Here is a 13947-nt window from a genome sequence, read left to right as displayed (position 1 = left end):
TCGTATACCTTTATTCAGAAATTAGTATTTATCAAATTCACAACATGAAAAGAAAAGTAACGCTAAAACAAATTGCCAAAGAGCTGGATGTATCAATATCTACCGTATCAAAATCGCTAAAAAACAGTTTAGAAATCAGCGAAGACACCAGACAAAAAATTCAGGCATTTGCTAAATTATACAACTACAAACCAAACAATATCGCCCTCAGTTTAAAAAACAGAAAAACAAAAACAATTTGTATTATTATTCCTGAAATTATTCATCATTTTTTTGCAACCGTAATCAGTGGCGTAGAACAAGTGGCCAACGAAAACGGCTATAATGTTTTAGTTTGCTTATCTGACGAATCGTTTGATAAAGAAGTAATTAATATGGAAATGTTAGCCAACGGAAGCATTGACGGTTTTATCATGTCGCTGTCGAAAGAAACCCAACAGAAGAAAGATTTTCACCATATCGTCGAAGTCATCAATCAGGGAATGCCAGTTGTAATGTTTGATAGAGTTACCAACGATATTTTGTGTGACAAAGTAATTATTGACGATAATCTGGCTGCCTTTAACGCCACACAATTCCTCATCGATAAAGGGTTTAAAAAAATTGCGTTGATAACAACTGTTGACTATGTAAGTGTTGGCAAACTAAGAACTCAAGGATATATTAAAGCATTAAAAAACAATGACATAAATGTTGACGAGAGTTTGATCCTCAAAATTGAAGACACCGAAAATTTCGAATCTTTAATCGAAAACTTATTGACTAATAACGATTTGGATGCTGTTTTTGCAGTAAATGAAATTTTTGCCGTAACTGCCATTAAATTAGCCCGAAAGCTAAACATCAAAGTCCCGGAAGAACTTTCAATTATCGGTTTCACAGACGGAATCATTTCAAAATATTCAACACCAAGCATTTCAACTGTTAGTCAAAACGGAATCAAAATGGGTGGAAAAGCTGCAAAAATGCTTATCGAAAGACTCGAATCAGAAGAGGAAGAAGACGAGCAATACAGTACCGAAGTCATCGAAACCGAATTGGTGGAAAGAGAATCCACCATATAATTTTATCAACAAAAAAACGTTTGCGTAACTATATGCCTGCATTTTTTTTACTTAAAGCCAACACAATTTAAATTCTTTATTATCTTTACGACAATTATCAAAGCTTGTACTTTTACTTCGAACTAAAATAAGTTTTGATAAGCATCGCGCTTATCGTATTATAAATCATTAAATTACGATAATGGAAAAGCGTAAATTAGGTTTCTGGGAAATCTGGAACATGAGTTTTGGTTTCTTGGGAATACAGATGGGTTTTGCCCTTCAAAATGCTAATGCTAGCAGAATTCTTCAAACTTTTGGTGCAGATGTACACGAATTATCATGGTTTTGGATAATTGCTCCTCTTATGGGATTAATCGTCCAACCAATCATTGGTCATTACAGTGACAACACATGGGGAAGATTTGGAAGAAGAAAACCTTTCTTTCTGGTTGGCGCATTGTTGGCATCTATAGGTTTAATATTAATGCCTCAAGCTGATATTTTCATTGCTTTGATGCCAGCTCTTTGGGTTGGTGCCGGAATGCTGATGATAATGGACGCTTCATTTAATGTTGCCATGGAGCCATTCAGAGCGTTAGTTGGTGATAATTTGCGCTCAGATCAGAGAACTTTAGGATTCAGTATTCAAACGGCACTAATTGGTTTTGGAGCTGTTATTGGTTCGTGGTTACCTTATGTTTTAACAAATTGGTTCGGAGTTTCAAATAGTGCTGAAGACGGAAAAATTCCGCATCATTTAGTGCTTTCTTTTATCATTGGAGCTGCTGTTTTAGTTGGATCAATATTGGTTACCTTATTTTCAACCAAAGAATATTCTCCTGAAGAATTGGCTAAGTTTGAAGACGAGCAGGCACATCTAAAAGCGATTGCAGAAGACGGCGAAACAAAAGAATCCAGTTTGATGGACATTTTTGACGATTTCAGAAAAATGCCAACAACTATGAGACAATTAAGCTGGGTACAATTCTTTTCCTGGTTCGCACTTTTCGGAATGTGGGTTTTTACCACACCGGCTATCGCACAGCACATCTACGGATTGTCTGTAGAAGACCATACAAGTCCGGCATTTCAGGATGCAGGAGATTGGGTTGGTGTTATCTTCGGAGTTTATAACCTTGTTTCTGCCTTAGTTGCCCTATTCTTTTTACCGCTTTTAGCCAAACAGTTCGGAAGAAAGAAAACGCATTCCATATCGTTAATCGCTGGTGGTTTAGGATTACTTTCTATGTATTTTATGCCAAACAAAGAAATGCTGATTATTTCCATGATTGGAGTTGGTGTCGCTTGGGCTAGTATTTTATCTATGCCTTATGCAATTTTAGCCGGTTCTATTTCGCCAAAGAAAATGGGAGTTTATATGGGTATTTTCAATTTCTTTATCGTAATTCCACAAATCATCAACGCCTTAATTGGTGGACCATTAGTAAAATATTTATACAACGATCATGCTATTTATGCCATAATTACAAGTGGCGTAAGCTTCCTTATAGCTGCTGCATTGGTTGTTAAAGTAAAAGATGTTGATGACGTAATACAAAAATAAATGAGTAAAAAAGCATTCATCTTCGACCTTGATGGCGTTATTGTTGACACAGCCAGATATCATTTTTTAGCCTGGCAAAAAATAGCAGCCGAATTAGGCATCGAATTTACACCTGAACACAACGAAGAATTAAAAGGGGTCAGCCGTATTCGCTCTTTGGATATTATTCTGAAACTTGGAAACATTCAAGCATCCGAAGAGAACAAAAACAAATGGCTAAAACAAAAAAATGAAGATTACCTTGCCTATATTGAAAACATGGACGAATCAGAAATTCTTCCCGGTGTTGTCAATATTTTAGAATTTATTAAAGAAAAAAATCAACTAATCGGATTAGGTTCTGCAAGTAAAAATGCCAGACCAATTTTAGAAAAAGTAAAAATTTTGCATTTGTTCGATGCTATTGTTGACGGAAATGACGTAACCAATGCAAAACCAGATCCTGAAGTTTTTATCAGAGCTGCCAAATTACTAAACGCAACAAATGAGAATTCTATGGTTTTTGAAGACTCAGTAGCCGGAATTCAGGCTGCTAATATTGCCAATATGACAAGCATCGGAATTGGCGATGAGAGAATTCTACATGAAGCAAAATACAATTTTAAAGATTTTACCTTTATGGATACTTCTTTTATAGAAGCGTTTATAGACTAAAATTGAATGATAAAAGGAAAAGAAAATGAATCAAGATTATATCAAACCAGACAACTGGTCAATCATAGAGGAAGGTTTTGACTTAGACCAAGTGAAATCCTCCGAAAGCCTATTCAGTATCGGAAACGGTGCTATGGGGCAACGCGCCAATTTTGAAGAACACTACACTGGTGAAACATTCCAGGGAAGTTATATTGCCGGAATCTATTATCCGGATAAAACCAAAGTGGGTTGGTGGAAAAACGGTTATCCCGAATATTTCGCCAAAGTACTAAACGCACCAAACTGGATTGGAATCAATATCGAAGTTAATGGTGAAAACCTTGATTTGGCAGCCTGCGCTGCAGTGAAAAACTTCCGTCGCGAACTGAATATGAAAGAAGGAATCTACAACCGTTCTTTCGAAGCAACACTGCAAAACGGAACTCAGATTTCAGTAAACGTTCGTCGTTTTCTTTCGTTGGATTTGGATGAAGTTGGTGTCATTAATTATGAAATCACACCATTAAATAATGATGCCAAAATCGTTTTCAAACCTTACGTTGACGCCGGAGTTCACAACGAAGATGCCAACTGGGAAGAAAAATTCTGGGAGCCATTAGATGTGAAAAATTCAGGAAACGAAGCTTTTGTTACGGCACGAACCTTCAAAACACATTTTACAGCTACTACTTTCATGCAAAATAGTATCTTATTAAATGGCGAAGACCAAAATGCTTCTCCATCAAATGTTGAAGCATCAAATGAAAAAGTTCAGTTTACTTATACAGTCAATGCTTCAAAAGGCCAAACAGCTTCCATACAAAAACTGGGTGGTTATACCGTTTCAATGAACCACAAAGACACTCAGGCTGCAGCTCAAAATGTTATCGCGAAAGCATTGTCATTTGGCTACGACAAATTATTGAGTAATCAAATTGACGCCTGGGCAAAAATCTGGGAAATGAGCGATATTACTATCGATGGCGATGTGAAAGCACAACAGGGAATTCGTTTCAATATTTTCCATTTAAACCAAACTTATTTGGGGAAAGATTCCCGTTTGAATATTGGGCCGAAAGGATTCACCGGCGAAAAATATGGTGGGTCAACCTATTGGGATACTGAAGCATACTGCATTCCATTTTATATGGCTACGAAAGACCAGCATGTGGCTAGAAATCTTTTGGCCTATCGTTACAATCAATTGGATAAAGCCATTGAAAACGCAGGTAAATTAGGTTTTACAAACGGCGCTGCTTTGTATCCAATGGTAACAATGAATGGCGAAGAATGCCACAACGAATGGGAAATTACTTTTGAGGAAATTCACCGAAATGGCGCTATTGCTTTTGCGATTTTCAATTATTACAGATATACCGGCGATTACTCATACATTCCCGAAAAAGGATTAGAAGTCTTAATCGGAATTGCCCGTTTTTGGCATCAGAGAGCAACGTTTTCTACACATAGAAATCAGTATGTGATTCTTGGTGTTACCGGTCCAAATGAATACGAAAACAACGTCAACAATAATTTCTATACTAATTATTTAGCCAAATGGTGTATCGATTATACCATTGAGCAAATCAATAAAGTTGAAAAAGAATACAGCTCCGATTTTAACCGAATCATGAGCAAAGTTAAATTAGATACAACTGAAATCGGACACTGGAAAAAAGTGGCAGATCATATGTACTTCCCATTTTCGGAAGAGCACGATGTGTATTTGCAGCAAGATGGTTTCTTAGACAAAGAATTGGTAAAAGTCCACGATTTAGACAAATCACAACGACCAATTAATCAAAAATGGTCTTGGGACAGAATCCTGCGTTCGCCTTATATCAAACAAGCAGACACATTACAAGGTTTCTATTTCTTCGAAGATCATTTTAGCAAAGAACAATTAGAAAAGCATTTCGATTTCTACGAACCATTTACCGTTCATGAAAGTTCGCTTTCACCTTGTGTGCACTCAATTCAGGCAGCAACTTTAGGCAGAATGGAACAGGCTTATACTTTCTATTTAAGAACGTCACGTTTGGATTTAGATGATTATAACAAAGAAGTCGAAGAAGGCTTGCACATCACGTCAATGGCAGGAACCTGGATGAGTATCGTAGAAGGTTTTGGCGGAATGCGTGTAAAAAACGACTCGTTGCATTTCGAACCAAGAATTCCAAAAGACTGGAATGACTATTCGTTTAAAATCAATTTCAGAAACCAAATTTTAAAAGTTTCTGTTCATCAGAATGAAACGAAATTTGTTCTTGAAGGCGAAACAGCGATTTCTGTTTTCGTAAACGGAAAAGAAGTTTTGGTTGAACCTAATAGTTTGGTAACCGTTTAAATTCTCGCAAAGACACAAAGTCGCAAAGTTTTTTCTTTGCGGCTTTTTTGTAATAAATTTCATAACTTGTCTTAAAATTAATTTTATGATTATGACAGAAAATGAAATTTCAAAGATAATAGTTGATGTAAGTTATAGAATTCACACAAAACTTGGTCCTGGATTACTCGAAAGTGTATATGAAGCAATACTGTATCACTAATTAATAAAAAAGGGATTAAAAGTGGAAAGGCAAAAGCCAATTCCTGTAATTTGGGATGACACCTATTTGGATATCGGATTTCGTTCAGATTTGATAATTGAAAATAAGGTTATTGTGGAAATCAAATCCGTCGAAAAACTTTCAAACGCTCATTTAAAACAATTATTGACCTATATAAAAATTACAGATTTAAAGTTGGGGTTATTAATCAATTTCAACGAAGCCTTAATAAAAAACGGAATAAAACGAGTAGTATATGGATTATAAAAAAACTTTGCGCCTCTGCGCCTTTGCGAGAATTTTAAAGCTTGCTACAATATTACTTTTTACATCAGTTACTTTCGCGCAGATTGACCGTGTAGAACCATCATTTTGGTATACCGGAATGAATTTGTCCAGCGTTCAGATTATGTTCTACGGAAAAAATATTGCGCAATATGATGTTACCATTTCCAATAACGTTGCAATCGAAAACATAAAAAAAACAGAAAATCCAAATTATGTTTTTGTAACAATTGACACTAAAAATGTGGCTGCTTCCGAATTGACATTTAGCTTTAAAAGCAAAAACAAAGTAGCTTTTACAAAGAAATATGAGCTGAAAGCAAGAAGAGAAAATTCCAAATTCAGAAAAAGTTATGACTCATCAGATATGATTTATTTGATAATGTCCGACCGATTTGCGAATGGAAATCCAAACAACGACAGCGACAAATCGTTAACCGAAAAAGTCGACAGAAGCAATCCAAGCGGAAGACACGGAGGTGATATCGAAGGTATCATCAAAAATTTAGATTATATCAAAGAATTGGGAGCAACTGCTGTTTGGCCTACACCACTTTGTGAAGACAACGATGCCCGAGGTTCGTATCATACTTACGGGCAGTCCGATGTTTATAAAGTTGATTCGAGATTTGGAACTAATGAAGATTATTTGCGATTGAGTGCTGAACTGCACAAACGCGGCATGAAAAATATCATGGATTATGTTACGAATCATTGGGGTTGGCAGCATTGGATGTACAAAGATTTACCGACTTATGATTGGGTGCACCAATTTCCGGGTTACTCACAATCCAATTACAGAATGACAACACAATTCGATACAAATGCTTCGGCTATTGATGCCAGAAATTGCATGGATGGTTGGTTTGTTCCTTCGATGCCCGATTTAAATCAGTCGAATCCTTTGGTTTTAAAATATCTTATTCAAAACGCAATTTGGTGGATTGAATACGCCGATTTGGATGGTTTCCGTGTAGATACGTATTCGTATAATGACAAAGATGGCATCTCAAAATGGACCAAAGCCATCACTGATGAATACCCGAATTTCAATATTGTGGGTGAAGTCTGGATGCACGATCAGGCGCAGATGGCATATTGGCAGAAAGACAGCAAGATTGGCGCCATTGAAAGCTATAACTCCTATTTGCCAAGTGTAATGGATTTTACATTACACGATGCTTTAGAAAAAGTCTTTAACGAAGACAAAGGTGAATGGGATAAAGGAATGATAAAAATCTACGACAATTTTACAAACGATTTTCTGTATCCAAATATAAGCAACATATTGGTTTTTGCCGAAAACCACGATACCAATCGTTTCAACGCTGCCTATAAAAAAGACTTCAAAAAATACCAGATGGCAATGACTTTATTGGCAACCATTCGTGGAATTCCACAGCTTTATTATGGTTCAGAAATTGGTATGGATGGAGACAAAAGCAAAGGTGATGGCGACATTCGTCATGATTTCCCTGGCGGCTGGGGTGGCGATAGAATTAATGCTTTCACTAAAACCGGAAGAACAGAAGAGCAAAACAAATTCTATGATTTTACTTCCAAATTATTCAACTGGAGAAAATCGGCAGCAGTAATTCACAGTGGAAAAATGATGCATTATGTTCCGGAAAATAATGTGTATGTTTATTTCCGTTATAATGAGAAACAAACCGTAATGGTTGTCATCAATAACAGCAACGAAACGCAAACTTTTAAAACAAAACGATTTGCTCAAAGCATTCAAAATTATCAAACCGGAAATGATATTTTATCGGGAAAAACTATTGATTTGAAAAATGATATTGCTCTCGAGGGAAAATCTGTTCTCGTATTAGAATTAAAGTAAGTAAGTCTCGCAAAGTCGCAGAGACGCAAATATGTAAAACTATAAATAAAAATGCTTTGCGCCTTTGTGCCTTTGCGAGATTAATTAAACAAAATGAGAAATCTATTATTCCTATTATTAATTACCTCCATTTCATTTGCCCAAAATGCAAATAGAAAATACATTTCCCATTCCTGGAAAAACAACATCCTGGAAATTAAAACTTCAGATGGTTCTTATTTGATAAAACCCTATTCGGATAAGATAGTCGAAACTTCGTTTGTTCCAAATGGAGAAACCTTTAATCCGAATTCACATGCCGTTGTGAAAACTCCCGAAAAAGGTTGGGCAAGTTTTAGCAAAACTGACAATTCACTATCACTAATAACCAAAGGAATTACAGTTGTTATTAACAAGTCACCTTTCAAAATCACATACTCAAATCTGGGGAAAGTGCTTTTGTCTGAAAAAATGGGGTATACCAAAGTCAATGATTCCACCCAAACTTTATCGTTCAATCTGGACAATTCCGAAGTGCTTTATGGTGGTGGCGCTCGTGCATTAGGCATGAACCGTCGCGGCAATCGTTTGCAATTGTACAATCGTGCACATTATGGTTACGAAACCAAAGCCGAGTTGATGAATTTCTGCATTCCGCTGGTGATGTCATCAAAATTATACGCCGTTCATTTTGATAATGCCGCGATTGGTTATTTGGATTTGGACAGCAAAAAAGACAATACCTTAACTTATGAAACCATTTCGGGAAGAAAAACTTACCAGGTTATTGTTGGAAATACTTGGTCCGAGTTAGTAAGCAAATATACCGATTTGACCGGAAAACAACCGCTGTTGCCACGTTGGTCTTTGGGTAATTTCTCGAGCCGTTTTGGCTATCATTCGCAGGAAGATGTTGAAAACACAATTAAGAAGTTTGAACAAAATAATATTCCCGTTGATGCTATAATTCTAGATTTATATTGGTTTGGAAAAGGAATAAAAAACACTATGGGTAATTTGGATTGGGACAAAGACAATTTCCCTAATCCAAATAAAATGATATCTGATTTAAATGCCAAAGGAATTAAAACCATTTTAATCACGGAACCTTTCATCCTGACAACCTCAACAAAGTGGCAGGAAGCTGTAGACAAAAATGTTTTGGTAAAAGACAAATTCGGAAAACCGGCAACCTGGGATTTCTATTTCGGAAATACGAGCGTTGTCGATATTTTCAAACCCGAAGGAAAAGACTGGTTTTGGAATGTTTACAAACGATTAATCAATCAAGGTGTTGGCGGCATGTGGGGCGATTTGGGTGAACCAGAAGTTTTCCCATCCAAAGCAATTACCGCTGGCGGAAAAGCAGACGAAGTCCACAACATTTACGGACACAATTGGGCCAAATTAATCGCTGATGGTTATAAAAAAGATTTCCCAACCCAACGACCATTTATATTAATGCGTGCTGGATATTCGGGTTCGCAGCGTTTTGGTATGGTGCCTTGGAGTGGTGATGTCAGCAGAAGCTGGGGCGGATTACAAAGCCAAATGGAAATTGCACTTCAAATGGGAATGCAGGGTTTGGGATATATGCACTCTGATCTTGGCGGATTTGCTGGCGATTATTTTGACAACGAATTGTACTTACGTTGGCTGCAATACGGCGTTTTCAATCCGATATTCCGTCCGCATGCGCAGGAAGATGTTGCTTCTGAAGTGGCGCGAAAGGATATTGCTACAATGGCAAAAGCAAAGAAACAAGTGGATTTGCGTTACCAATTAATGCCTTATAATTACACTTTGTCTTTTGATAACAATCAAAAAGGAACACCATTAATGCGTCCGCTGTTTTTTGAAGAACCAGCATTGACAACAGTTTCAGGAACTTATTTCTGGGGAAATGACTTTTTGGTGACACCAATTACAAAAGCCGGCCTAACTTCTACAGAAGTTTATTTTCCAAAAAGCAGCAATTGGTTTGATTTTTATACCAATGAAAAACACCTTGCCGGAACAACAGAATCAGTAAAAGTAAATGAAGATTATATTCCGACATTTGTTCGTGGTGGCAGTTTTATTCCGATGATTGAAACCATTCAAAACACATCCAAATATTCGTTAGCCAATTTCAATCTGCATTATTATTTTGATGAAAGTGTTACCAATTCTTCGGGGAAATTATACAATGATGATGGAACGACACCTAATGCTTTTGAAAAAGGACAATATGAAATTCTGAATTTCAACAGCACTAACAATAACAAATCATTAGTTATTAAAATAGCTGCTGTTACAGGGAAAAACTTTACATCAACGGATAAAAATGTATCCATATTAATCCACAACATCAAAGCCAAACGAATTTTTGTTAATGGTCAGGAACGGGTTTATAAAACCTTTCACGAACCGTTGCAGGTAAACGTTACAATGACAAAAGGAACACCGTCGGAAATTAAAATTGAATACTAAAACCATGAAGAAAATAATCATCCTAATTTCGTTCTTGTTTTGCGGATTTACATTCGCTCAAAAAAAGAAGTCGGCAACTCCAAAAACGCCTTTTGTTTGGGAAAGTTCAAATGTATATTTTATCGTTACCGATAGATTTAACGATGGCGATAAAACCAACAATCACACTTTCAACAGAAACAAACCAACCGGAAAACTACGCGGTTTTGATGGCGGCGACATTCGCGGAATTATTCAAAAGCTGGATGAAGGTTATTTCACTAATCTTGGAATCAATGTGATTTGGATGACGCCAATTGTTGAGCAAGTACATGATGGCGTTGATGAAGGAACCGGATTTACGTATGCATTTCATGGTTATTGGACACGTGATTGGAGCGCAATTGACCCAAATGTTGGAACAAAAAAAGATTTAGCCGAATTGGTACAGAAAGCACATGCTCGTGGCATCAGAATTATGCTCGATGCTGTTATCAATCACACCGGACCGGTAACTCCGGAGGATTCTGTTTATCCAAGTGATTGGGCTCGTACTTCGCCAAAATGTACTTATAAATCATACGATACTTATATCAACTGTACTTTGGTTGACAATCTTCCGGATGTAAAAACAGAAAGCAATGAAAATGTTGAATTGCCAACTTTCTTAGCCAATAAATGGAAAAAAGAAGGCCGTTATGATAAAGAAGTCGCTTCGCTTGATGCTTTCTTCAAAAAAACGGGTTATCCAAGAGCACCAAAATATTACATCATGAAATGGCTTTCGGATTACATTACAGAGTTCGGAATTGACGGTTACCGCGTGGACACAGCCAAGCACACGACTGAAGATGTTTGGGCCGATTTCAAAAAGGTTTGTGACAGGGCTTTCGCCGAATACAAAAAAAACAATCCAAAAAAAGTGTTGGATAACAATCCGTTTTTTACTGTTGGAGAAGTTTATGGCTATAACATTGGGAACAAAAAATTCTATGATTTTGGAGATAAAAAAGTGAATTATTTTGAAAATGGTTTTACGGGTTTAATCAATTTTGATTTTAGAAATGAAGCCAAAATGAACTACGAAGAGTTGTTTTCCAAATATTCCGGCATCTTGCAAAATGACTTAAAAGGCAACACCGTGATGAACTATGTTTCCTCACATGATGATGGTTATCCGTTTGATAAAAAAAGAGAAAAAACTTTTGAAAGTGGCACCAAATTATTATTGGCTCCGGGAATTTCCCAAGTTTATTATGGTGACGAAAGCGCGCGTTCGCTAGATATCGAAGGCACACAAGGCGATGCGACTTTGCGTTCGTTTATGAATTGGGATGATATTGCCAACAACGAAACGACCAAAGAAGTTTTATCGCATTGGCAGAAATTAGGCAAGTTTAGAAAAAACCATCCTGCTGTTGGTGGCGGGGTTCATACTCAAATTTCAGCTTCACCATACGTATTCAGCAGAACATTTACCAAAGGAAAATATTCGGATAAAGTTGTGGTTGGATTAGATTTGGACAAAGGTCAAAAGTCAATTTCTGTTGGAACCGTTTTCGCAAACGGAAGCAAAGTAAAAGATGCGTATTCCGGAAAGACGGCAACGGTTGTTAAAGGAAAAGTAAATCTCAATACTGATTTCGGTCTTGTTCTATTAGAAAAACTTTAAGATGCACAAAATAGGTCATCGCGGTGCGAAAGGACATGTTGCCGAAAATACTTTGGCATCATTCCAAAAGGCGATTGAACTTGGCGTTGACGGAATTGAACTCGATGTTCATTTAAGTCTGGATGGAAAAGTGATGGTGATTCACGATGATACCGTTGACCGAACAACTTCTGCAAAAGGTTTGGTAAAAGATTTCAGTGCCAAAGAATTAAAACCGTTTGACATTCCAACTCTGGAATCCGTTTTCGAATTGGTCAAGCAAAAATGCTTTATCAATATTGAACTCAAAACTTTTGAAACTGCTGATAAAGTTGCTGAACTTATCGAACGCTATATTTCAGAAAAGCATTGGAAATACGACGACTTCATTGTTTCCAGTTTTGATTGGAATGCCTTGCAGCAAGTCCATTTTCTGAATGATAAAATCCGGATTGGCGTTTTGACAAATACCGATTTGGATTTAGCATTGGCTTTCGCCAAATTCATAAAAGCATATTCCGTTCATCCGTATTATCATTTGCTGACAGCAGAAAACGTCACCCAAATGCAATCCAAAAATTTTAAAGTCTATCCTTGGACCATCAATGAACAAGAAGATATTATCTTTGTCAAATCGTTAAACGTTGACGGCATCATTACAGATTTTCCGGATAGAATATGAATTCAAACTTCGATATTATAATTGTTGGTGGCGGTGCAGCTGGTTTTTTCACGGCAATTAATATCGTAGAAAACAATCCGAAGCTGAAAGTTGCCATCCTCGAAAGAGGCAAAACCGTTCTGGAGAAAGTCCGTATTTCCGGTGGCGGAAGATGCAATGTGACACATGCCTGTTTTGTTCCGAATGATTTAGTGAAGTTTTATCCACGTGGCGAAAAAGAACTGCGTGGACCATTTCATCAGTTTTGTTCGGGCGATACTATTGAGTGGTTTGAAAAGCATGGCGTGGAATTAAAAATTGAGGAAGACGGACGTATGTTTCCTGTTTCTGATAATTCACAAACGATTATCGATTGCTTTCTTACGGCAACGCAAAAACTGGGAATCCAGGTATTGACAGGTCAAAGTGTACAATCCATTTTCAAAGCGGAAAATTATTGGAAAGTGGAAACCAATCACGAAACGTTTGCCTGCCAAAAACTGATTATGACCACTGGAAGCAATCCAAAAATTTGGGATATGCTCACGCAGCTTGGACACAGTATCGTTTCACCGGTTCCTTCCCTATTTACGTTTAATATAAAAGATACCCGCATAAAAGATTTGATGGGACTTTCGGCTTTCGCCAAAGTGAAAGTAAAGGGAAGTAAACTGGAAGCTTCCGGTCCATTATTAATCACACATTGGGGAATGTCCGGCCCGGGAATTTTACGGCTTTCGGCTTGGGGCGCACGGGAATTATTTGATAAACATTATCAGTTCACAATTCAGGTGAATTGGCTCAACGAAGTCACTTTTGAAGAAGCAATGGATACTTTAAAAGAACTTAAACAAGAGCATGCAAAAAAAGCAGTAAGCAAAAAATCTCCGTTTGATTTGCTTAACAGCCAGTTCGCTAACGCTCGGGTTCCGAATCGTTTATGGGAAAGTTTGGTTCTGGCATCAAATATTGATTCAGAAACCAAATGGGCAGACTTATCCAAAAAGCAATTAACTGATTTGGCAAACCAACTCACTAATGGCGAATTTCAGGTAAATGGTAAAAGTACTTTTAAGGAAGAATTTGTAACCGCCGGAGGCATTGATTTAAAAGAAATCAACTTCAAAACCATGGAAAGTAAACTGCATGAAAATCTTTTCTTTGCTGGTGAAATCGTAAATATCGATGCGATTACGGGTGGATTTAATTTTCAAAACGCCTGGACTTCGGGCTTTATAGTGGCGCAAACAATTACAGAAGATTTCCTATAATTTAACAT

General features: G+C 37.0%; 9 protein-coding genes and 1 pseudogene. All 10 read left to right on the top strand.

Annotation, left to right across the window (positions count from 1 at the left end):
- Nucleotides 1-44: 44 nt before the first annotated feature.
- The 10 genes and pseudogenes from GS03_RS04790 (at nt 45) to GS03_RS04745 (ending at nt 13939) form a co-directional block, all read left to right on the top strand.
- Nucleotides 45-1064, top strand: coding sequence for a LacI family DNA-binding transcriptional regulator (locus tag GS03_RS04790; RefSeq protein WP_136151428.1), 1020 nt, complete (start codon nt 45-47; stop codon nt 1062-1064).
- Between the two features lie 181 nt (nt 1065-1245).
- The gene (locus tag GS03_RS04785; RefSeq protein ID WP_136151427.1) at nt 1246-2610 is read left to right on the top strand and encodes an MFS transporter; all 1365 of its coding nucleotides are present in this window, start codon (nt 1246-1248) and stop codon (nt 2608-2610) included.
- Nucleotides 2611-3264, top strand: coding sequence for a beta-phosphoglucomutase (pgmB, locus tag GS03_RS04780; RefSeq protein WP_136151426.1), 654 nt, complete (start codon nt 2611-2613; stop codon nt 3262-3264).
- A gap of 25 nt (nt 3265-3289) precedes the next feature.
- Entirely contained in the window at nt 3290-5593 is a 2304-nt protein-coding gene (locus GS03_RS04775) for a glycoside hydrolase family 65 protein (protein WP_136151425.1), read from the top strand.
- 85 nt (nt 5594-5678) lie between these two features.
- Nucleotides 5679-6062 (top strand): annotated as a pseudogene (locus tag GS03_RS04770) (GxxExxY protein).
- The gene (locus GS03_RS04765) at nt 6052-7926 is read left to right on the top strand and encodes a glycoside hydrolase family 13 protein (RefSeq protein WP_136151424.1); all 1875 of its coding nucleotides are present in this window, start codon (nt 6052-6054) and stop codon (nt 7924-7926) included. Before GS03_RS04770 ends, GS03_RS04765 begins: the two are co-directional and overlap by 11 nt.
- Nucleotides 7927-8019: 93 nt before the next feature.
- Nucleotides 8020-10377: a glycoside hydrolase family 31 protein gene (locus GS03_RS04760; protein ID WP_136151423.1), complete on the top strand. Its 2358-nt coding sequence runs from the start codon at nt 8020-8022 to the stop codon at nt 10375-10377.
- Nucleotides 10378-10381: 4 nt separating this feature from the next.
- Nucleotides 10382-12028, top strand: coding sequence for an alpha-amylase family glycosyl hydrolase (locus tag GS03_RS04755; RefSeq protein WP_136151422.1), 1647 nt, complete (start codon nt 10382-10384; stop codon nt 12026-12028).
- Between the two features lies 1 nt (nt 12029).
- Nucleotides 12030-12689: a glycerophosphodiester phosphodiesterase gene (locus tag GS03_RS04750; protein ID WP_136151421.1), complete on the top strand. Its 660-nt coding sequence runs from the start codon at nt 12030-12032 to the stop codon at nt 12687-12689.
- Nucleotides 12686-13939, top strand: coding sequence for a BaiN/RdsA family NAD(P)/FAD-dependent oxidoreductase (locus tag GS03_RS04745; protein WP_136151420.1), 1254 nt, complete (start codon nt 12686-12688; stop codon nt 13937-13939). Before GS03_RS04750 ends, GS03_RS04745 begins: the two co-directional genes overlap by 4 nt.
- The last annotated feature ends 8 nt before the right edge of the window (nt 13940-13947 follow it).

This window comes from Flavobacterium sangjuense (genome assembly GCF_004797125.1).
Taxonomy (GTDB): Bacteria; Bacteroidota; Bacteroidia; order Flavobacteriales; family Flavobacteriaceae; genus Flavobacterium; species Flavobacterium sangjuense.
This window is presented reverse-complemented; position numbering and strand designations above follow the sequence as displayed.

What these genes read in the sequence shown, in the direction of transcription:
- GS03_RS04790 (WP_136151428.1), top strand. Translation starts at nt 45, where the DNA reads ATGAAAAGAAAAGTAACGCTAAAACAAATTGCCAAAGAGCTGGATGTA.
- GS03_RS04785 (WP_136151427.1), top strand. Translation starts at nt 1,246, where the DNA reads ATGGAAAAGCGTAAATTAGGTTTCTGGGAAATCTGGAACATGAGTTTT.
- pgmB (WP_136151426.1), top strand. Translation starts at nt 2,611, where the DNA reads ATGAGTAAAAAAGCATTCATCTTCGACCTTGATGGCGTTATTGTTGAC.
- GS03_RS04775 (WP_136151425.1), top strand. Translation starts at nt 3,290, where the DNA reads ATGAATCAAGATTATATCAAACCAGACAACTGGTCAATCATAGAGGAA.
- GS03_RS04765 (WP_136151424.1), top strand. Translation starts at nt 6,052, where the DNA reads ATGGATTATAAAAAAACTTTGCGCCTCTGCGCCTTTGCGAGAATTTTA.
- GS03_RS04760 (WP_136151423.1), top strand. Translation starts at nt 8,020, where the DNA reads ATGAGAAATCTATTATTCCTATTATTAATTACCTCCATTTCATTTGCC.
- GS03_RS04755 (WP_136151422.1), top strand. Translation starts at nt 10,382, where the DNA reads ATGAAGAAAATAATCATCCTAATTTCGTTCTTGTTTTGCGGATTTACA.
- GS03_RS04750 (WP_136151421.1), top strand. Translation starts at nt 12,030, where the DNA reads ATGCACAAAATAGGTCATCGCGGTGCGAAAGGACATGTTGCCGAAAAT.
- GS03_RS04745 (WP_136151420.1), top strand. Translation starts at nt 12,686, where the DNA reads ATGAATTCAAACTTCGATATTATAATTGTTGGTGGCGGTGCAGCTGGT.